The sequence below is a fragment of the Actinoplanes sp. NPDC051851 genome (genome assembly GCF_040681165.1).
In the GTDB taxonomy this organism is placed as follows: domain Bacteria; phylum Actinomycetota; class Actinomycetes; order Mycobacteriales; family Micromonosporaceae; genus Actinoplanes.
On sequence record NZ_JBFAYF010000009.1, the window covers coordinates 25,415 to 45,344 of the forward strand.

15 protein-coding genes are annotated in these 19,930 nt (G+C 71.7%); 7 read left to right on the forward strand and 8 right to left on the reverse strand.

Going from position 1 to position 19,930, the window contains the following annotated elements:
- Positions 1 to 25 precede the first annotated feature (25 nt).
- The 5 genes from AB0M08_RS11525 to AB0M08_RS11545 form a co-directional block, all read right to left on the reverse strand.
- Positions 26 to 682: a response regulator transcription factor gene (locus tag AB0M08_RS11525; RefSeq protein WP_364491700.1), complete on the reverse strand. Its 657-nt coding sequence runs from the start codon at positions 680 to 682 to the stop codon at positions 26 to 28.
- On the reverse strand, positions 679 to 1,869 hold the full coding sequence (locus AB0M08_RS11530) for a histidine kinase (RefSeq protein WP_364491702.1): 1,191 nt from the start codon (positions 1,867 to 1,869) through the stop codon (positions 679 to 681). Before AB0M08_RS11530 ends, AB0M08_RS11525 begins: the two co-directional genes overlap by 4 nt.
- The gene (locus AB0M08_RS11535; protein ID WP_364491704.1) at positions 1,869 to 2,699 is read right to left on the reverse strand and encodes a hypothetical protein; all 831 of its coding nucleotides are present in this window, start codon (positions 2,697 to 2,699) and stop codon (positions 1,869 to 1,871) included. The genes AB0M08_RS11530 and AB0M08_RS11535 overlap by 1 nt, the downstream gene beginning before the upstream one ends.
- A 102-nt stretch (positions 2,700 to 2,801) precedes the next feature.
- A complete protein-coding gene (locus AB0M08_RS11540) occupies positions 2,802 to 3,485 on the reverse strand; it encodes a hypothetical protein (RefSeq protein ID WP_364491706.1) in 684 nt (227 codons plus the stop codon).
- A 106-nt stretch (positions 3,486 to 3,591) separates the two neighbouring features.
- Positions 3,592 to 4,236 carry a hypothetical protein gene (locus AB0M08_RS11545; RefSeq protein ID WP_364491708.1) on the reverse strand — a complete coding sequence of 215 codons (645 nt, stop codon included), beginning with the start codon at positions 4,234 to 4,236 and terminating at the stop codon, positions 3,592 to 3,594.
- 462 nt (positions 4,237 to 4,698) lie between these two features.
- On the opposite strand from AB0M08_RS11545, the gene AB0M08_RS11550 reads away from it, so the two are divergent.
- The gene (locus tag AB0M08_RS11550; protein ID WP_364491710.1) at positions 4,699 to 6,384 is read left to right on the forward strand and encodes a hypothetical protein; all 1,686 of its coding nucleotides are present in this window, start codon (positions 4,699 to 4,701) and stop codon (positions 6,382 to 6,384) included.
- Here AB0M08_RS11550 and AB0M08_RS11555 read toward each other — a convergent pair.
- Positions 6,367 to 8,715, reverse strand: coding sequence for a hypothetical protein (locus AB0M08_RS11555; RefSeq protein WP_364491712.1), 2,349 nt, complete (start codon positions 8,713 to 8,715; stop codon positions 6,367 to 6,369). The genes AB0M08_RS11550 and AB0M08_RS11555 overlap by 18 nt on opposite strands.
- An 85-nt stretch (positions 8,716 to 8,800) precedes the next feature.
- Complete coding sequence (locus tag AB0M08_RS11560; RefSeq protein WP_364491714.1) at positions 8,801 to 11,311, reverse strand: S8 family serine peptidase; 2,511 nt, start codon at positions 11,309 to 11,311, stop codon at positions 8,801 to 8,803.
- Between the two features lie 195 nt (positions 11,312 to 11,506).
- Between AB0M08_RS11560 and AB0M08_RS11565 the strand changes: the two genes are divergently transcribed.
- The gene (locus tag AB0M08_RS11565) at positions 11,507 to 11,878 is read left to right on the forward strand and encodes a hypothetical protein (RefSeq protein ID WP_364491716.1); all 372 of its coding nucleotides are present in this window, start codon (positions 11,507 to 11,509) and stop codon (positions 11,876 to 11,878) included.
- A 348-nt stretch (positions 11,879 to 12,226) separates the two neighbouring features.
- Here AB0M08_RS11565 and AB0M08_RS11570 read toward each other — a convergent pair whose 3' ends face one another.
- Positions 12,227 to 12,790 carry a hypothetical protein gene (locus tag AB0M08_RS11570; RefSeq protein ID WP_364491718.1) on the reverse strand — a complete coding sequence of 188 codons (564 nt, stop codon included), beginning with the start codon at positions 12,788 to 12,790 and terminating at the stop codon, positions 12,227 to 12,229.
- A gap of 1,017 nt (positions 12,791 to 13,807) precedes the next feature.
- On the opposite strand from AB0M08_RS11570, the gene AB0M08_RS11575 reads away from it, so the two are divergent.
- The 5 genes from AB0M08_RS11575 to rhaI all read left to right on the forward strand — a co-directional run bounded on the left by AB0M08_RS11575 (position 13,808) and on the right by rhaI (position 19,912).
- Entirely contained in the window at positions 13,808 to 14,833 is a 1,026-nt protein-coding gene (locus AB0M08_RS11575) for an autoinducer 2 ABC transporter substrate-binding protein (protein WP_364491720.1), read from the forward strand.
- A gap of 63 nt (positions 14,834 to 14,896) precedes the next feature.
- Complete coding sequence (locus tag AB0M08_RS11580) at positions 14,897 to 16,432, forward strand: sugar ABC transporter ATP-binding protein (RefSeq protein ID WP_364491722.1); 1,536 nt, start codon at positions 14,897 to 14,899, stop codon at positions 16,430 to 16,432.
- Positions 16,429 to 17,454 (forward strand): ABC transporter permease, encoded by a 1,026-nt coding sequence (locus tag AB0M08_RS11585; RefSeq protein ID WP_364491724.1) that lies wholly within the window; start codon positions 16,429 to 16,431, stop codon positions 17,452 to 17,454. The genes AB0M08_RS11580 and AB0M08_RS11585 overlap by 4 nt, the downstream gene beginning before the upstream one ends.
- Positions 17,451 to 18,563 carry an ABC transporter permease gene (locus AB0M08_RS11590; protein WP_364491726.1) on the forward strand — a complete coding sequence of 371 codons (1,113 nt, stop codon included), beginning with the start codon at positions 17,451 to 17,453 and terminating at the stop codon, positions 18,561 to 18,563. The genes AB0M08_RS11585 and AB0M08_RS11590 overlap by 4 nt, the downstream gene beginning before the upstream one ends.
- 173 nt (positions 18,564 to 18,736) lie before the next feature.
- Positions 18,737 to 19,912 (forward strand): L-rhamnose isomerase, encoded by a 1,176-nt coding sequence (rhaI, locus tag AB0M08_RS11595; protein ID WP_364491728.1) that lies wholly within the window; start codon positions 18,737 to 18,739, stop codon positions 19,910 to 19,912.
- The last annotated feature ends 18 nt before the right edge of the window (positions 19,913 to 19,930 follow it).

Below are 19,930 nucleotides of genomic sequence, written 5' to 3' on the forward strand. Positions count from 1 at the left end.
ACTCGGCCGGGCTCCGAAACCCGGGCTAGCGGCCGGTCCAGCGCATGGCGGCCTCGGTGCGGTTGGTGACGCCGAGCTTGGTGAAGATGTGGTTGAGGTGGTTCTTCACGGTCTTCTCGGTGATCAGCAGCCGCCGGCCGATCGCCGCGTTCGAGTAGCCGGCGCAGATCAGATCGAGCACGTCACGTTCCCGTGCGGTCAGCCCGTACGTCTCCCGGTCGCGCCGCAGCTGCTCGGTGCGGTCGGTCGCGGCCCGCTGCTCGGCGGCCTGCTCGCGGAGCGCCGAGATGGTGACCGAGGCGACCACCGGCGAGAGCCAGCCGCTGCCCGAGGCGACCGCGTGCACCGCGCGCAGCAGTTCCGGCGGGTCGAACTCGCCGTGCACCAGGTAGCCGCGGGCACCGCCGCGCAGCATCCCGGCGATCACGTCGGGCCCGGAGTCGCTGGTCATCACGAGGACGGAGGTGTGCTCGGCGAGGCGGCCGATCACGCTGAGCCCGTCGGCGACCGGCATCCGGTGATCCAGCAGGGTGACCGTGGGCCGTAGCCGCTGCACGGCGGCCAGGGCCGTACGCCCGTCGGAAGCCTCGCCGACCACCCGGACGTCGTCGGCGCCGCCCAGGAAGGCGCGGATGGCGGATCGGACGATCGGATTGTCGTCGACTATCAGCACATCAATCATCGGGTCACCCGCTCGGTCCAGGCGTCGACGTCCGCCGGAACGTCGACCATCATCACCGTGCCGGCGCCGGGGCGGGATTCCATGTGCAGGGTCCCGCCGACCGTCTTGGCCCGTTCCGCCATGCCCACGACGCCGAAGCTACCGCGGGAGGAGAGATGGGAGAGGTCGGCGGGGAGGACGAAACCGGCGCCGTCGTCACGGACGGTCAGCCGTACGCCGCCGGGGGAGCGGCCCAGCGCGACCTCGACGTGCCGGGCCCCCGCGTGGTTGGCCACGTTGCGCAGCGCCTCGTTGAGGATCTGGGTGAGCTCGTACCGTGCGGCGAGCGAGGGCTCCACCGGGGTGACCGCGAGCCGGACATGGACGCCACTCGACGTGCTCCAGCCCTCGCAGACGCCGCGTACGGTCTCGATGAACGGCTGGTCCGGCACGTCCCGGCGCAGCGCGGTGAGCAGTTCGCGGGTCTCCCGTACGGCCACGTCCGCCCCCTGCGAGACGGTCTCGGCGAGCTGTTCGGCCAGGGCCGGGTGCCGCCGCAGCGAGGAGGGGAGCGCCACCGCGGCGAAGGAGATCCCGCGCAGCGTCTTGGCGACCGAGTCGTGCATCTCCCGGGCGAGCCGGGCACGTTCCGAGGCGGCCGCGGAGCGCTGCGCGTCGACCGCGGTCTCCACGGAGAGCTCGATGTACCGGTACAGCGTCGCGGTCAGCACCGCCGCGCCGAGGCCGCAGACGAGGTCCAGCGCGGGCACCGCGACCAGGAACGGCGCGACCACCTCGCGGGGCCCGTGCTCGATGCCGCGCAGCAGCTGGACGGCGACCGAGAGGCCGAGCACGGCCTGCGCCACCCAGAGCGCCGCGCCGCCGGTGCCCAGCAGCACCCCGGCCAGCGCCGCCGAGCCGGCCGCGTAACAGAAGTAGGCCACCCCGCCCTTGCTGACCATCAGCACCGCGACCATCACCACCGCGTCCGCGAAGAGCACGGTGAGCTTGCGCCGCAGCACCTGCGGGCGCCGGTTGAGCAGCGCCACCGCCAGGACCGTGCTGAGCGCTATCAGGGCCAGCGCCAGGGCGGCCGCGGTGGGATCGCTGGTCAGCCGGAAGCTCACCCCGACCGTGGTGCCCGCGAGCACGAGACGGCCGATCAGCACCGCGCGCAGGAGCGCGGTAGCCGCGATGAACCGCTTCATCAGCTGATGGAGATCTTGTCGATGTCGGGGGCTCCGAGGCCGCCGCCGTAGAGGGCGACGTTCACCGTGCCGGCCGGGACCGCGGCCGTGAAGCTGATCGTCTTCGGCGTCTCCCACGAGGTGCCGGTGACCGTCCGGTCGGTCAGCACCTCGGTGCCGTTGACCGCGACGGTGAGCGAGCGGTCGCCCTCGACCTCGTAGGTGACGGTGATCGTCCGGCTGCCGGCCGCGGCGACGGAGAGGTACGCGTCCACCCGTCCCACGAACCGGACCCGGACCCCGGCGGTGCAGGTGGTGCAGGCGACCGTCGCGGCGCCGTCGCTGAGCGTGGCGTCCTCGGCCTCCACACTGACCGCGGTGAACCGGGCCGCGTCGGCGGCGGTGGTGGCGGTGGTGGCGGTGGTGGCGGTGGCCTTCTTCGACGTGGACGGTGTGGGGGCGACCGTGACCGTCTTCGTCTGCCCCGGGGTGGCGGCAGGGGCCCGGGAGACCGCGGCCGAGGGCACGGCCGACGCCGGCCCGGCCGAGGGTGCGACGCTGCTGGTCACGCTCGCCGGAACGGCCTGGTCCACAGGGGAGCCGGAGGAGACCGCCACGACCGGTGTGGACGTGCTCGTGGTCTCGGTGATCAGCGGTGGCACGAAGATCGCGGCCCCGGCGACCCCCAGCGCGAGGCTGCCTATGCCGACCCAGTGACGTGCCTGGACGCGCCGGACCGGGCTGGGGGAATTCTCGAGGAACCGGCGAACCGGGTCACCAACCGTCTCCGTGCGATCGGAAGCCACCGGGGTGGTGTCGCCGCCGACCGGTGGAGCAGAGTCGCTCTGCACCGCGCGCTCTCCTTGGGGCTGTGTTCCGGAACGCAGGGGTCACCGTACCCATTGGTCCGAACCTGCGCAAATATCAATTTCCGCGACGATTTCCGGCTTGTTTCATCGAACGGTGATGAGGTCGAGTTCGGCGGGATCGCCCTCGTAGGCGTAGAAGCCGAGGGTGACGTCACCCGCGGGAAGCCGCACGCTGAACCGCACCGTTCGCTGTTCGGTCAGGTCGTCACCGGTGACTTTCTCGTAGGCCAGCCGGTGCCCCCGCACCTTCATCTCGATGACCGATTCGTGGTCGGCCTCGTAGACGACGGTGATCGTACGGGTCCCGGCCTTCGGGACGGTCACGTGGACGTCGACCTGCCCCAGGTACGCGACGCGCTGGCCACCCGAGCAGGTGGTGCAGGTGACGATGTCCGCGCCCTTACTCAGCGTGGCGTCCTCGGCCTCAACGGTGACCGGTGTGAACCCGCCGCCGGAGGGCCGTGCGGACGGCGAGGACGCGGGCGAACCGGACGGCGAGGGCGAGAACGGGGCATCGCTGGTCACGCTCGCCGGCCCCCACGACGGCACGGTCCCGCCGGAGACCGGCTCGTCGGCCACCAGGGGCGGTAGGAGGATCGCGGCCCCGATCACCGCGATCGCCAGGCTGAAGATGCCGCCCCAGTGCCTGAACTGCAGTTTCAGCCCTCGATGGGGATCATCGAGCAGTCGCCGGACCGGGTCGGCGAGCACCTCCCGCCCGTCGGCCGGCGAATCGCCGCCGGCCGGTGAAGCAGAGTCGCTCTGCACGGCGCGCTCTCCTTGAGGGGCCTCGATCCGAAACGAGGCCCCACCGTACTCAGGAAAGGGAACCGCTGCAAATATCAACTTCCCTGTCTATTCAGGGGAGTGCGGGTCAACTGATGGTGAACCTGTCGAGGTCGGCGGGGTCGCCCTCATAGGCATAAAAGCTGAGCGTCACGTTTCCCGCGGGCAATTTCGCCGTGAATGTCACGGTCTGCTGCTCGTTGCGGTCATCGCCGGTCACTTTCCGGTACGCGAGGCGTGTCCCGGCCACCTTCATCTCGATCACCGACTCGTGGTCGGCCTCGTAGACCACCGTGATCGTGCGCTTGCCGGCCTTCGGGATCCGCACCTCGATGTCGAGCTGTCCCAGGTAGGTGACCCGCTGCCCGCCGGAGCACCCGGTGCAGAAGACGATGTCGGCGCCCTTGCGCACGGTCCCGTCCTCGGCCTCGACGGTGACCGGCGCAAGCGTCCCGGCGGCGCTCTTGGTGGCGGTCTCGGTGGCCGTCTTCACCAGCGCGGCGGCCTCGTTGACCTGCGCGGATGGTGCGATCGAGGCCGGAGTGGAGGGCGCCGGCGAGGCGGGTGCGGAACCGGGTACGGACGCGGCGGCCACCGGGATCGTCGCGGTGCCGGTCGCGTACTTCGCCACCGTGCCGAGCACGATCACCGCGAGCGTGAGCAGCACGGACGCGGCGGCGACGCGGAACCAGCCCATTCGCTGTCCGCTCCCGTCCTGCCGGTGTCCACGCATAACCAGAGACCGTAGAGGTCGCCGGAACCGGTTTCCTGAGTCGAAGGACCCAGGGCTGCCCGGTTTCGGGCCCACGCCGGGGCGTCCGCCGACCCGCGATTACGGGCGATGGGAGGACATCCGGTGGACATCCGGGTGAGCACTCCGGTCATTTCCCCGCGGTGGAGGTCGGCGAGAACACGCCGCCGAGTCGGTCCCGGGCGCTTTCCGCTTTCACAGAATTGATTACCGCTCAGCTCCGGTCCGTTCCGGACAATGCTGGGCGGTATCCGGACAGGGCGCGAACACAACAACGATTCGCAATCTTCCGATTGCAGGGCGCGGCGTTCCGGTGCGGCCACGTTTCGCGTACGCGAAAAGGGTCTTGAACTTTGCCGTGCCGGATCCATCGACTAGCTTCGGGCCGTGCGACCGTCCATCCCGTCCCCGGCCACCCTTCGCCCGGCGAGTGACGCAGAACACATGCCCCACGCCGTATCCGCCGCCGATCCGACTCGGTTGACCACGGGAGCCGGGAGCCGGGAGCCGGGAGCCGGGAGCCGGGAGCCGGGATTCGTTCGTGTACCGGTAGGGGAGGAAGCGGCCCACTGGGTCACCGTCCCCGCGCAGCGCACCCTCCTCGCCGTCGCCCGGACGGTCACCTCCACCGCCCGCGTCCTCGACGCCGTCCAGCTGCTCCGTGACGACCCCCGGGTCCAGGTGGTCTTCTCCTTCAACGACACCTCGCCCTTCAACGACGGCGTCCTGCCCCTGCTGGAACGTGCCGGCGCCCGCCTCGTCCCGTGGAACCGTCTCGGCGAGCTGACCTTCGACGCGGCCCTGACCTGCAGCGAGAACACCGAGTTCCGGGCCTTCGACGCCCCCGCCCTGGTCCTGCAGCACGGCGCCGGATTCCACAAGATCCTGCCGGACTCCCGCGGCGAGGGCCGCCGGCTGGCCGGCACGGTCCGCGCCGCCGACCTGCGCGGCCGCCGCGTCACCGTCGCGGTCACCCACCCGGCGCAGATCGCCCAGCTCGCCGCCGCAGAACCCGCCGCCGCCGACCGCGCCGTCCTGATCACCGACCCGATGCTGGAACGCCTGCGGGCCGCCCGCCTCCTCCGGCACCGCTACCGCACCGCACTCGGTCTCGGTGACCGGCGACTCGTGGTGCTCAGCTCCACCTGGGGCCGCACGTCGCTGCTCGGCCGCGCGCCCGACCTGCCGGCCCGCCTGCTCGCCCAGCTCGACGCCGGCACCCACGCGGTGGCCTCGGTCCTGCACCCCAACATCACCGCCGGCCACGGTGCGCTCCAGCTGCGCCTCTGGCTCGCCGCCGCCCGCGACGCCGGCCTGCTCGCGGTCCCGCCGGAGGCCGGCTGGCAGGCGATGCTCGCCACGGCCGACTGCGTCGTCGGCGACCACTCCTCGGTCAGCCTGCTCGCCGCGGCCACCGGCATCCCGCTGCTGCTCGCGCCGCTCAGCGACGAGGTCGTCCCGGGCACCCCGATGACCGCGCTGAGCGAGGCGGCCGTGCGCCTGGACCTCCACCGTCCGCTCGCCGCCCAGGTGGCGGCGGCCATCGACGGCCACACCCCGGACCGCTACGCCGCGGCGGTCACCGCGACGTTCGCCGAGCCGCCGGTGACCCGCCCGCTCCGCTCCGTTCTCTACGACCTGCTCGCCCTCCCCGAGCCGGACGGGCCCGCGCCGCTCGTCGCCTTCCCGCCGCCGGTGCCGGAGACCACGCCGGTGCACTCCTACGAGATGCGCACCCGGGTCACCGCGGACCGGATCGAGATCGAGCGCTTCCCGGCCGCCGTCCGCCGCCACGTGCGCCCGCCCGCCGAGGGCTGGACCGGCCACCTGTTGTCCGCCGCCGATCAGGAGTGGGACCTGCGCCTGCTCCAGAACGCCGAGGTCCTCACCCAGGCCACCGGCGATCCGGACGTCCTCGTGCGATTCCCCGGTGCCGCTCTGGCCTGTACCGCCGTTCCGGAAGGGATCATCGCCGAGCTCCGCGACGGCCGCCGCGCGATCGTTTCCGGTCAGGACGTCACGGCGCTGGCCGCCTGCGCCTACGCCCTGGCGCGCGCCGGCGCCCTCACCGACGGTACGTGGCGGGCCGGCGACGACGCGATCTCCGTCCGGCTACTCCCCGGGCTCTGACAGCCGGCGGATCTCCGCGGCCCGTTCCGCGTGCCCGGCGGCCGCCACCCGGTCACCCAGCGCGGTCGCGGCGAGCACCAGAGCGTCGCGTACCTCCAGCTCGTAGTGCCACAACTCGGCCGCCGCGAAGTAGGCCGCGGCCGTCGTGAGCTCCTCATACGCCCGCTGAGGACGCCCGAGTCGCAGATGGGCCACGCCGATCGCCGCGTCCGCCCGGGTCGCGTTCCGGTCATCACCGAGAGTGTTCAAACCCTTCCGAGCCTCTTCCAGTACGGGCAACGCCTCCCCGGCGCGCCCGGTGGCGTCCAGGTGCACCCCGAGGAAGAGGCGGGCCAGCGCCACCCCGCGGGCCGACCCGACCTCGAGGTAGATGTCGATCGCGGTCCGGAAGGCCTCCCCGGCCGCCTCCAGCGCCGCGGCCCGCTCCGGTTCGGGCGCCACCCGGGCGATCAGGTCACGGACCCGCGCGACGAACTCCCACGCCGTCCCGGCCAGCGGCCGGTCGTCGGTGGCCGGCAGCAGCGCGACCACGTGCTCCATCTCGGCCCGCGCCCGGCCGAGGTCGCCCGCGTCGGCGTACGCCCGGGAGAGCAGGCAGCGGACCTGGACCTCGATGTCCGGCCGGTCGATCCGCCGGGCCGCCGTCACGGTCAGCCCGGACATCGCGATCCAGTCGGCGAGATGCCGGTGGTTCATGTAGAGCGCCTGGGCCGCCGTCCCGAGCCGGGTCACCGCGACGTCCTCCCCGGCGGCGAGGGCGATCCGCGCCACCCGCAGCAGATCCTCACGGTCGCGTTCGAGGGCCCGCAGCGCCGCCGCCCGCCGATCCGGACCGGTGAACGGCCCGCCGGTGCGCGGCCGGTCGACGGTCAGCCGCCGCCGGTCTCCCATGATCGCCTGATCGGCGGACTCGGCGTAGTCGCAGTAGTGCCCGACGGTCTCCGCGACGACCCGGTCGGCGTGATCACTGTCGGTCTCCCGGGCGAGCCGGGCCGCGTGCGCCCTGATCAGCGGGTGCAGGGCGTACCGGCCCGGGGCGGAGCGCTCCAGCAGCCGCCGGCCGAGCAGCTCGTCGATCGCCGCCCGCCGAGCCGCCCGGCCGGGCCAGCCGATCCGCGCGACCAGGTCGTCGGTGATCCCGGCGACCGGCAGCGCGCCGAGATCGCGGTAGAGGCGCTGCGCGTCGCCGCCGAGGTGCCGGTACGCGTGGGTGAAGAGCGGTTCGACGGCGTTCCCCTCGCCCGGCAGCGCCAGCGCGCCGAGCAGGTACGGCTCCGCCGCCAGCTCCCCGGCGAGCTCGGCCGCGCTCAGGTCCGGGTCCACCCGCAGACGCCCCGCGACGATCCGCAGCGCCACCGGCAGCCGTCCGCAGAGCTCGGCCAGGCGTGCGCCGGCCACCGGGTCCGCGGCGATCCGGTCGTGCCCACCGGCGGCGAGCAGCTCCAGGGCGGCCTCGGCGTCGAGCGGTCCGACATCGAGGAAACGGGCACCGTCCATGGCCAGGCCCCTCACGTCGTGTCCCGTGCTCACCAGCACCAGGCTGCCGGGAGCGGTCGGGATCAGCGGGCTGATCTGCGCGGGCAGTGCGGCGCCGCGGAGCAGCACCAGCACCGGCCGTTCGGCGGTGCGTGCCCGGTACGCCGCGAGCCGCCCCGCGACGGTGTCCGGCAGCAGGCCGCCCGGCACTCCCATGGCCAGCAGGAACGACGTCACCACGGCATCGGTCGGCTCCGGGCCGCCGAGCGCGGGCCCGGGCAGCTCGCGCAGGTCCGCGTAGAGCTGCCCGCCGTCGAACCACTCCTGCCGCCGGTGCCCCCAGCGCAGCGCGAGCGCGGTCTTCCCGGCACCCGGCGCACCGCGCAGGACGACGACCGGTGTGGCCCCGGCGTCGCCGCCCGCGGTGGCCCGGTCCCCGGCTCCGCCGCCCGGTGCGACCCGGCCGGCGATCTCGTCGAGGGTGGCCAGGGCGGCGATCCGGTTGACGAAGTCGGGTGGCCCGGCGGGCAGCAGGCGCGGTGCGGACCCGGCGGCGGGGAGCGCCGGGCTCGGCACGGTCAGCGCGGCCAGGGGCGCCTCGCCGCGCTCCCGCAGGGCCTGCGACACCAGCGACTGCACCCGGGCGGCGAACGCCGGATCCTCGTCCACCAGCGGCCGTAGCGCCTCCTCGAGAGCCGCCGGGTCGTCCGCGTCGATCAGCTCCTGCCGTGCGCCGAGGCGTTCGCGCACCTTGCGGAGCGCGGTGGTCCAGGTGAAGCGGGCCGCGTCGCCGATGTCCTCACCGGCCCGGGTGGTCACCGCGACGAGGATGGCGGCAACCAGCGCGTCCCACATGGGTCCACCTTAGACGAGCGGTGCGTCAGGAGAGGACCGCAGCCGGTGACCGAGGGGCACCGGCTGCGGCCTTCTCCGGGGGAACTCAGTCGATGTCGGTGTAGGCGAAGGTCGCCGCGGTGGAGTAGCGGCTGGCCACACCGGTGCTGGAGGTGAAGGAGACCCAGGTGGAGCCGGCCTCGGCGGCCGCCGGCACCACGCAGGAGTAGATCGTCGAGACGTCGCGGCCGGTCGCCGTGCAGGACGCCGGGACACCGCCGAAGGCGAAGTCGACGGCCTTGGCGACGTCCCCGCCGGCGACCTTGACGTTGATCTTCCGGCCGCCGGCGACGGTGTCGGTGTTCGCCGAGAGGCCGACGACCACCGGGACGTACGCGATCGCGGCCGGAGTGCCGGCGATCCCGTCGTGGTAGAGGGTGAGCGTCGCCGAGTCCCCGGTGGAGCCGAAGAACGGCACCTTCACGTGGGTGGCGTCCACCCAGACCGGGGCGGCCTTGGCGGTGCCGACCGTGGCGGTGACCAGCTCGGCGGTGAACTCCTTCGCGGAGGCGCCGATCGTGCCGGGGGTGACCTCCAGGGTGACCGTGCCGCCGGTCGCCTTCACCACGGAGCTCGCGGTGACGGTGACGTCGATCGGGGTCCGGTACTTGATCGGGAGGCTCGCCGTGCCGCCCGAGGTGGTCACCACGACCGGCAGGGTGCCGTTCACGCCGGGCGGGGTGACCGCCACGATCTGGGTCGCCGACTTCACCCGGAAACTGGTCGCCGGGACCCCGCCGAAGGTGACCGCGGACGGGTCGTCGCCGTCCACCCCGAGGTAGCCGCTGCCGGTGAGCATGACCGTGGTGCCGCCGGCCGAGGAGACCTTCGCCGGGGTGACGAAGTTGGTCACCGGGGCGTACCCGACGGTCGCGGTGGAGGCGGGCCCGGCGACGCCGTCGTGGATCAGCGTGATGGTGGTGGCGGCCGCCTTCTGGGTGACCGGGGCGGTCACCTTGACGTGGGTCGGGTCGGTCCAGATCACCGTCGCGGCGTTGTCGCCGACCGTCGCGGTGATCTTCTCGGCGGCGAACTCCTTGACGTTGTTGCCAACGGTGCCGCCGGTGACGGTGACCGGCACGACCGTCCCGCCGGCCACCTTCGCGGTGATCCCGGCGTCGAACTCCGCCCCGAGCGGCGCCCGGTAGGTGAAGGCGACCTTACCGGTGCTGCCACCGATGGTGTTGGTGGTGACGATGGTGGCCGCGCCGTTCACGCCGGGCGGGGTGACCGCGGTGAGCCTGCTGTTCGACAGCACGGTGAAGCTCGCCGCGTCGACCCCGCCGAAGGTGACCGCGGACGGGTCGGCCGGGTCGAGGCTGGAGAACCCGGAGCCGTTGACCGTGACGGTGGTGCCGCCCTCGGTGGTACCGGAGAGGGGCAGCACCCCGCCGACGACCGGGGCGGTGGTGGTGCCCGGCGACGGGGTGACGGTCGGGTCGGTGAGCGTGGCGCCGAGCTTGGTCAGCACCGCGGCGGCGTTCACCAGGCCGGCGCCGTACTCGTCGTCGCGCCCGGACGAGCCCAGGTCGGTGGCGGTGCCGGTGACCGTGGTGCGCAGCGTGGCGGCGGTGATCGACGGCTGGTACGCCTTCGCGAGCGCCATCGTCCCGGCGACGTAGGGCGCGGCCTGGGACGTACCGGAGCTGTAGATGAACTTGTTGTTGAGATCGGCCTCGAGGATCTTCATGCCGGGCGCGACGACGTCGACCTGCGTGCCGTACTCGGAGAAGGACGCGCGGACCTTGTTCTCGTCGACCGCGCCGACGCCCAGCACGGTGTCGTAACCGCCCGGGTAGAGCACGACGTTGTCGCTCTCGGCACTGTTGCCGACCGAGGCCGCGATCGGCACACCCTTGCTTTCCGCGTACGCCACGGCGGCGGTCAGCGCGTCGGTGGAGGCGCCGCCGACACTGATGTTGAGGACCTGGGCGCCGTGGTCGACCGCCCAGGTGATCCCGGCCGCGATCGCGTCGACCGGGCACGAGCCGGCCGCATTGCAGACCCGTACCGGAAGGATCCTGACGCTCGGGGCCACCCCCGCGATCCCGACGCCGTTGCCGGTGGTGGCGGCGAGGATCGAGGCGACACCGGTGCCGTGACCGTTCTGGTCGTTCGACCCGTCCCCGGAGGCGACGAAGTCCTTACCGGTGAGCACCCGCCCACCGGCGAGGTCGTCGACCCGGGCCACCCCGGAGTCGATCACGCCGACCACCACGTCGGTGCCGGTACTGGCGGTGTTCGCGTACGGTGCCTGGATCGCGTCGAAGCCGTACTGCAGGTTCCGGTACGGGTCGGTGCCGAGGATCGTCGCGGCGGGCGTGGCCCGGTCCGCGCTGATGCCGTGACCGGCCAGCTCCGCCTGCGCGTCCGCGGAGAGCTCGACCTGCCGGGTGGCGCTCGGCGCGTTCAGCCCGTTGATCGTCGCGTCGACGGCGATCCCACCCGCCGCACCCGCCACGGCGGCCGGCCCGCCGAACGGGTTGGCCAGGGTGACCGCGGCGGCCGTGGCGGTGGCGAGAGCAGCGGCCTGCAGAACCTGCTTCTTCGTGCCCATGACCGAGAAGGGTCCCGTCCGCCGAGATCAGCCCGGGTGCGCGCCCGGTCTCCGTTCGGGTGCGGGACACCGCGCGGGAAACTCGGCCCGCGCGTTGAACCGGGCGCCGGTCCCGGCCGTGGTGGGTGCATGACTTCGTCGGAGGGACCTGCCGCAGGAGACGATGGCGCCAGAGCGGCGCACCATCGGAGCACCGTGACTGAACTGGACGCCGAGCACGCCGAGTTGGAGACGTGTGTCCTCTACCTGAGCGGGAGAATGGACCCGGAGGCGGTCGAGGCGTTCGAGCGACATCTCGGCCGGTGCGTCATCTGCGTGGAGGAGTGCGACACGCTGGGCCCGCTGGCCTCGATCCTGGCCGACATGCCCCCGGAGTTCGTGGCCGCCTTCGCCGAGCTCTCCGACCCGGCGCCCGTCTCGCCCGCCCCGCTTCCGGCCGTCCCGACCGCGGGCTCGGGCTGGCGTCCCGGGTGGCGCTGGTGGAGTCTCGCGGCCGGTGGTCTCGCGGCGATCGGGGTGCTCTGGGTGGTTCTGGACCTCATGTCGGTCCACGGGGCCGCCGGATAGGCGCCGCTCCTGGGGGGGGAGTCCCGCGATGGGCGCTGCCGCCCCGGGACTCCGGACAGGGAGGGTTACTTAAAGAGGACGGGCGCACCGGGCTGCAGTCCTCGGTGCGCCCGGCCCACCAGGGGGGTGCCCGGCCGCCAAGCGAGGCCCTTCGTCCCTGGTCTGCCGCCCGGCGCCGTTGCCGGAGCGCAGATCATCCTGTCGACATCCGCGCCCCGGCCGAAGGGTCCGATCGAACGGGCGATGAGACGTCGTCGTGCATGACGACGTCCCATCAATCACCCCTGCTCAGCCGAATTAAGTGAGCTGGACCACACCTGCCGGTTTTCGGTGCTCATGGGCGACCGGTCAGGAGCGCGTCTCCCCGGACCGGGTCGTGCTGTGCGAACGGAACAGGCGCGAACTCCGGATCCCCGGCCGCCCCGCCCGCGCGGGACGCCGCCGAACCCCAGCGGTGCGCCGGCCGCCCGCGTAGACGGTGCCGCGCGCCGGCCGCCGCCGCATCCAGCTGGTCAGCAGCCAGGTCATCGCCGCCGAGTACTCCAGCGCGTGACCGGCCACCGCCTCGTCGCACAGCTGCTCCACCGACCGGAAACAGCCGTCCTCCCAGAACGCCCGCAGCCGGTGCTCGTCACCGAACGCGGGGCGTGCCAGATCCTGCCGATAGAGGATCACCGCGAGCCGGCGCAGCAGCCGCTGCTTGTCGCCGACCGTCCACGCCGACCGGTCGGACGGCACGCGCCCGCGGGTGCCCTCCCCGCCCGGCTGCTCGCGGTAAGCCTGTTCGAGGGCGAAGAGCCCGGTGAGGGAGGACACGGCACGGCGGCTCACCGCACCGGTGTCCTTGCTCCGCTCCCTCATGAGATCGGTACGGAGCATGTGGAACGCGATCTCGTCGACTTCGCTGTACATCGTCCTGTGTAAAGAAGGGTCGGGATCTTCCATGCGGTGCCTCCACATGACTAGGCGTCGTCGTTGACCACCGCACTACGACCCCGGTTCACCCCCGGTTCACCGGCTTCCACGTGACCGTGATTACCCGGCCCCCTTCGTCGATCGCCCCAGCTCCACGCCCTCCGCCAGCCATCCCACCTCCGCGCCCTCGGTCGGTCGCACCACCTCCGCGCCCTCGGTCGGTCGCTCCACCTCGTCGGTCTCCGTCGGTCGACCCGGCACCGCGGTCTCCGTCAGTCGCCCAGTTACCGACCATCCCGCGGGACCGCGCTGCCCGGTGGCGGCCCGGGTTCACGATCATGGCCAGCCGGGGCGACGGGAGTCCCCGATCGCTGGTTGAGTCGTTTTGGCGCCCCTCTGGCGGCTGCGCGAGTCCACGATCGCGGATCGTGTTCTCCTACCGCCCCTGCTTCGCGCCGTTCGTGCCGTTCGTGTGCACGTGGCGCCCTTCTCGGGCCGTTCGTGTGCATGCGGCGCCCCGTCCGCGCTGTTCGTGTGGGCGTGCCGCCCCGGGCTGGCCGAGCCGTGTCGCCGCAGGGCATGTGGCCCGGGCCGGTGCGGTGCCGGGCGGTGGCCGGTGTCCCCCTCGGCGCGGCTGCCCGGCTCCAGATTTGAAACCTTTTAATGACTCCGTCGAGTGGGCAACGTGCCGGACATACCGAAGCAACGGTTCGGTCATGTTCAATGCCTTATCGGTGGGGAATGCGGTGCCGTGATTCGCTGGGAGCGATCCCGGTGACAATTCACGAAGGTGACCCACGGCGCCGCCGTTATCCGATGGTGACCTGCGCGGAGCGTGACGGGGCGACCGATGGTGATCGCGCGGCCACCCCGGGCGGCGACGCCGGCCGGGGAGGAGTCATTGATGAATCGATGAAGGCCAGAGTCTTGACAGCCCCGACACAGGGTCGTAATGTGAGATCTAGATCACGTGAAACGTTTCAAGAATGTGTTCACGACATAGAGGGAGATCTCATGCGTGCTGACCGGAAACTGGTCGCGGTGGCCACGGCCGCGGCCCTCGCCCTGACCGGCTGTACCAAGAAGAACGACACCGACACGGCCGCGAGCGGTGACAGCGGCAGCAAGACCTACAAGGTCGCGTTCGTGCCGAAGTTGCAGGGTGTCCCGTACTTCGAGGCGATGAACTCGGGTGGTAAGGCCGCTGCGGCCGCGCTGGGCAATGTCGAGTGGCTGTACCAGGGCCCGACGCAGGCGGACGCCGCGGCGCAGGCCGACATCGTGCGCTCGTACATTCAGCAGAAGGTCGACGCGCTGATCGTGGCCCCGAACGACCCGGACTCGATGGCGCCGCTGTTGCAGCAGGCCAAGGAGGCGGGCATCCACGTCGCGACCGCCGACACCGACGCCCCGAGCAGCGTGCGTGAGGTCTTCGTCAACCAGGCGACCGCCGAGGGCATCGGCCAGGGGCTGACCGACTCGCTGCTCACGGCGATGGGTGGCAAGGGCAAGTACGCGATCGTCTCGTGTGGCCAGACCGCCGAGAACCTGAACGCGTGGATCAAGGTGCAGCAGGAGTACACGAAGACGAAGTACCCGGACGCCGAGATCGTCGACGTGGTGTACGCCGGTGAGGACCAGGCCAAGGCGACGCAGATGGCGACCGACCTGATGAACGCGCACCCGGACCTGACCGGCCTGGTCGGCGAGTGCACCTCGAGTGCGCCGGGCGTGGCGCAGGCGGTCAAGGACGCCGGGAAGATCGGCAAGGTCTTCACCGTCGGTCTGGGCACCCCGCAGGCGATGAAGCCGTACCTGCAGGACAAGTCCTCGTCCGCGGCGATCCTCTGGGACGTCGAGCAGCTCGGTTACCTGACCGCGTGGGCCGGCCTGCAGATCGCCGAGGGTAGGGAGATCGCCGCGACCAACAACGTCAGCGACAAGCTCCCGGCGGTCACCTACGACGCGTCGAGCAAGATGCTGCTGCTCGGCCCGGCGCTGGCGATCACCGACCAGAACGTCGACCAGTTCGACTACTGAGCCTCATCGGGTGCGGGCGGCGACCCTGCCGTCCGCACCCGCGGGTCCGGGGAGGACAGCAGAGTGAGCAGCAACGACACGTCCGGCGACGCGCCTCGGCTCCGCCTCGCCGGCATCTCCAAGAGCTTCGGCGCGGTCCGTGCGATCCGGCATGCCGATTTTCTGGTACGCCCGGGAACCGTCCACGCCCTCGTCGGTGAGAACGGCGCCGGCAAGTCCACGATGATCAAGATCGTGTCCGGCGTGGAGACCGCCGACACCGGCACCATCGCGTTCGACGGCACCGAGGTGGCGATCCGCTCCACCACCGACGCGATGGCGCTCGGTATCGCCACCGTCTACCAGGAACCGCAGCTCTTCGCCGAGCTGACCGTCGCGGAGAACATCTTCCTCGGCCGGGAGATCCGCAAGACCGTACTGCGGCGGGTCGACTGGGCCGCCCAGAACGCCCGCGTCGTCGAGTTGCTGGATCTCCTCGGCCTCCCCGCGGCGGTCGCGACCCGGCCGGTCGGCGAGCTCTCCATCGCCGAGCAACAGCAGATCTCGATCGCCAAGGCGCTCGCCGGGGACGCGAAGGTGCTGATCCTCGACGAGCCCTCGGCGATCCTGACCGACGCCGAGATCGAGGTGCTCTTCGACGTGGTCCGCCGGCTCACCGCGTCGGGCGTGGCCGTCGTCTACATCTCGCACCGGCTCGACGAACTGTTCCGGATCGCCGATGAGGTCACCGTCATGCGCGACGGGCAGACCATCGGGACGTACGGGATGAGCGATCTGAGCGTGCGCCGGATCGCCGAGCTGATGGTCGGCGGCATCCTCTCCGACGAGCGCCCGCACCGTGAGGTCCCGGACGGCGATCCGGTGCTGGAGCTGCGTGGTCTCACCCGTGCGGGCCGGTTCCACGACGTCGACGTGTCGGTGCGGGCGGGCGAGATCGTCGCGCTCTACGGGCTGGTCGGCAGCGGGGTCTCGGAGATCGCGGCCAGTGTCTACGGCATCGACCGCGCGACCGGCGGCGAACTCCTGCTCGGCGGCGTCCCGCAGGCGATCAGGAGCCCGGAACAGGCGCAGCGGCACCGGATCGCGCTGCTGCCGGCGAACCGCAAGCTGGAGGGCATGTTCGGCTTCCAGTCGATCGCGTTCAACATCTCCGCCGGGCACCTGCGGCTGCTCTCCCGGTTCGGCACCTGGCTGGACCGCGGCCGGGAACGGACCGTGGCCACCGGCATGATCAAGCGGCTCGCGGTGAAGACCCCGCACGAGCGGCAGCCGATCAGCGCGATGTCCGGCGGCAACGCGCAGAAGGTGGTGCTCGCCCGGCAGCTGGTCGAGCGCCCCCGGGTGCTGGTGCTGGCCGAGCCGACGCAGGGCGTGGACGTCGGTGCCAAGGAGGAGATCCACCGGTTGATCACCGAGCTGGCCGACGAGGGCACCGCGGTCCTGGTGGTCACCTCGGACCTGCCCGAGGCGCTGCGTATCGCCGACCGGATCCAGGTGGTCCGGGGCGGCACGACGACGGTCGAGTTCGGCCCGGACGCCACCCAGGTCGAGTTGCTGGCCGCCGCGGCCGGATCGAACGATGAGGAGAAGGCCGGATGACCACCACAGCGATGCGGCCGTCCGCCGCCGGCGGTCCCCCCGCCGCGACACCGCGCGGACGTGTGCTTCCCCCGCCGGTCACCGGGCAGGAGCTGGTCCTGCTCGGCGTGATCGCGCTGCTCTGGGCGGCGCTCGCGGTGACCACCCCGGCGTTCCTGACCGCCGGTTCGCTGCAGCCGCTACTGGTCGCGACCGCGCCGATCGCGCTGGTCGGCGCCGGGATGACCATCGTGATCATCACGGGCGGCATCGACGTCTCGGTCGGCGCCGCGATGATGGTCTGCTCGGTGATCACCGCCAAGGCCCTGGTCGGCGCGGAGGTGAGCCTCGGCGTCGCGGTCCTGCTCGCGATCGTCGCCGGTGGGCTGCTGGGTCTGATCAACGGCGTGCTGATCGCGTACGGCCGTGTGCACGCCATCATCATCACCTTCGGCACCGCGAACCTCTTCACCTTCCTCGGCCTGCGGATCTTCGGCTCGGGAACGGTCAACGGCATCCCCGGCACCCTGGCGTTCTTCGGCCGTGGACCGGAAGGACGCACGCTCGGCGTACCGCACGCGTTCCTGCTGACCGTGCTGATCACCGCGGCGATCTGGTGGTACCTGCGGCACACCGCGGGCGGCCGGCACTTCTTCGCGATCGGCGGCGATCCGGTCGCGGCGCGTCTGGCCGGCGTCCGGGTGCAGCGCCGGGTGCTTCTCGCGTACGTCCTGACCGGTCTCCTGGTCGGCCTGGGCGCCTGCTTCCTGATCGCCCAGGGCACCTCGACGCTGGACCAGTCGGTCGGCAGCGGCCGGGAGCTCGCGGTGATCGCCGCGGTCGTGATCGGCGGTACCTCGATCATGGGCGGGCGCGGGTCGGTGCTCGGCACCCTGCTCGGCGCCCTGCTGGTCCAGTCGGTCAGCTCCGGCGTCACCCAGCTGGGCTGGAAGTCGCAGCTCTCCGACCTCTTCGTCGGCATCTTCATCATCGTCGCGGTCGGCGCCGACCTGCTGCGCGCCCGGACCAGGAGGAACCGATGAGCACGGCAACGACCACCGAGCCGCCCGCCGGCGATCCGCCGGTCACCACCGCGCCCGGCCCGGCGGCCGCCGAGACGTTCGGCGCGCGGCTGCTGCGCGTCCTGCTCACCCAGCGGATCGCGCTGCTCGCGGTGCTGATCGTCGCCGTGGTGGCGAACTTCTTCGTCCAGGACGCGGGCGGCTACCTGACCGCGTCCTACGACTTCGACTACATGTCCGCGGCGCTGATCAACGCGGTCCCGCTCGCCATGCTGGGCCTGGCCGAGCTGCTCGTCATCCTCTCCGGCCGGGGCGGCATCGATCTCTCGGTGGGTGCGATCGTCTCGCTCGCCGGCATGATCTTCGGTTTTGCGTACGGTCACTGGGGCTGGCCGCTCTGGGCGGCGATCGTGCTGACCGCGGTCTTCGGCGCGCTGCTCGGCGCGGTCAACGGCTACCTGGTCTCGTACGTCGGCTTCCCGGCCCTGATCGCGACCCTGGCCACGTTCTACGCGTACAAGTCGCTCGCCATCGTGATCAACGACCAGCAGCCGATCAGCACCGGCCCGGTCCAGGAGCTGTACTCGATCAGCCGCTCGGTCGAGCTGCCGCTCTTCGGGCAGTACATCCCGAACGTCCCCCTCGGCATCTTCACCTTCCTGCTGCCCACGGTCGTGGCGGTCTGGGTGCTGCTGGCCCGGACCACGTACGGGCGCCGCCTCTACGCGATCGGCACCAACGACGTCGCGAGCCGCTGGGCGGGCCTGCCGGTCCGGGACACCCGGCTGAAGGCGTACGTCTACGCGGGCCTGATCGCAGGTCTGGTCGCCGTGGTCACCGTCGGGCAGTTCGCCTCGGCCCGCCCGGACGCCGGCGTCTCCGGCAACGGCATGGCGCTCCCGGCGATCACCATCGCGGTGCTCGGCGGCGTCGCGATCACCGGCGGCATCGGCCGGGTCGCGGGCGTGGTCCTGGCGACGCTGCTGATCGTCTGGCTGAACGCCGGCATCCTGCTCGCGTTCATCGGCAACGAGGGTTCGCAGTACCAGCTGCTCGCGCTCGGTGCCGTGCTGGTCTTCGCGGCTCTCCTGAACGGCCTCACCGCCCGCCGATACGGCACCACCCACTGACACCTCTGGTGACGGTCGGCCGGGAGCGCTCGGCGCTCCCGGCTGAAACATTTCATGGTTGATCTTCCTGACGTTTTGTCACGCCGCTCCGCCTTGACGTGGGCGTAACACGCCTCTTATCTTTGAGGAGCGGAGTGAAACGTTTCATCGAGTGAGCCCCCGGGAGTGGAAGCATGAGCAACGTCGAGCCCAGCCAGCGCGTCCTCGACGCCCTGCGCGGCCAGCGGATCGAGACCCCGTCCTGGGGCTACGCGAACTCCGGCACCCGCTTCAAGGTGTTCCCGCAGGAGGGCGTGCCCCGCGACCCGTACGAGAAGATCGCCGACGCGGGCGTGGTGCACCGCCACACCGGCATCGCCCCGACCGTCTCGCTGCACATCCCGTGGGACCGGGTCGACGACTTCTCCACGCTCTCGGCGCACGCCAAGGAGCACGGCGTCGCGATCGGCGTGATCAACTCGAACGTCTTCCAGGACGAGGACTACAAGCTCGGCTCGGTCTGCCACCCCGATCCCCGGGTCCGCCGCAAGGCCACCGACCACCTCCTGGAATGCGTCGACGTGATGGACGCGACCGGTGCCAAGGACCTGAAGCTCTGGTTCTCCGACGGCACCAACTACCCGGGCCAGGACGACATCCGCGGACGCCAGGACCGGCTCGCCGAGGCGCTCCGCGAGGTCTACGCCCGGCTCGGCGCCGACCAGCGCATGCTGCTGGAGTACAAACTCTTCGAACCGGCCTTCTACACCACCGACGTCCCGGACTGGGGTACGTCGTACGCGCACTGCCTGGAGCTCGGCCCGAAGGCGCAGGTCGTGATCGACACCGGTCACCACGCGCCGGGCACCAACATCGAGTTCATCGTCGCGTTCCTGCTGCGCCAGCGGAAGCTCGGCGCCTTCGACTTCAACTCGCGCTTCTACGCCGACGACGACCTGATGGCCGGGGCCGCCGACCCGTTCCAGCTCTTCCGGATCATGTACGAGATCGTCCGCGGCGACGCGCTGAGCACCGACTCCGGCATCGCGTTCATGCTCGACCAGTGCCACAACATCGAGGCGAAGATCCCGGCGATCATCCGCTCGGTGCTGAACATCCAGGAGGCCACGGCCAAGGCGCTCCTGGTCGACCAGGAGGCGCTGACCGCCGCGCAGCAGTCCGGTGACGTGCTCGCCGCCAACGCCGCGTTCATGGACGCCTTCAACACCGACGTCCGCCCGATGCTCGCCGACCTGCGTGAGTCGCAGGGCCTGGACCGTGACCCGGTCGCCGCGTACCACCGCTCCGGCTACTTCGACCGCATCCGCGCCGAGCGCGCCGGCGGCGTCCAGGCCGGCTGGGGCGCCTGACCGGCAGGCCGCGCCGTA

Coding starts and splice junctions, on each gene's coding strand:
- AB0M08_RS11530 (WP_364491702.1), bottom strand. CDS start 1,869: ATGAAGCGGTTCATCGCGGCTACCGCGCTCCTGCGCGCGGTGCTGATC.
- AB0M08_RS11545 (WP_364491708.1), bottom strand. CDS start 4,236: ATGCGTGGACACCGGCAGGACGGGAGCGGACAGCGAATGGGCTGGTTC.
- rhaI (WP_364491728.1), top strand. CDS start 18,737: ATGAGCAACGTCGAGCCCAGCCAGCGCGTCCTCGACGCCCTGCGCGGC.
- AB0M08_RS11570 (WP_364491718.1), bottom strand. CDS start 12,790: ATGTACAGCGAAGTCGACGAGATCGCGTTCCACATGCTCCGTACCGAT.
- AB0M08_RS11525 (WP_364491700.1), bottom strand. CDS start 682: ATGATTGATGTGCTGATAGTCGACGACAATCCGATCGTCCGATCCGCC.
- AB0M08_RS11550 (WP_364491710.1), top strand. CDS start 4,699: ATGCCCCACGCCGTATCCGCCGCCGATCCGACTCGGTTGACCACGGGA.
- AB0M08_RS11555 (WP_364491712.1), bottom strand. CDS start 8,715: ATGTGGGACGCGCTGGTTGCCGCCATCCTCGTCGCGGTGACCACCCGG.
- AB0M08_RS11590 (WP_364491726.1), top strand. CDS start 17,451: ATGAGCACGGCAACGACCACCGAGCCGCCCGCCGGCGATCCGCCGGTC.
- AB0M08_RS11560 (WP_364491714.1), bottom strand. CDS start 11,311: ATGGGCACGAAGAAGCAGGTTCTGCAGGCCGCTGCTCTCGCCACCGCC.
- AB0M08_RS11585 (WP_364491724.1), top strand. CDS start 16,429: ATGACCACCACAGCGATGCGGCCGTCCGCCGCCGGCGGTCCCCCCGCC.
- AB0M08_RS11575 (WP_364491720.1), top strand. CDS start 13,808: ATGCGTGCTGACCGGAAACTGGTCGCGGTGGCCACGGCCGCGGCCCTC.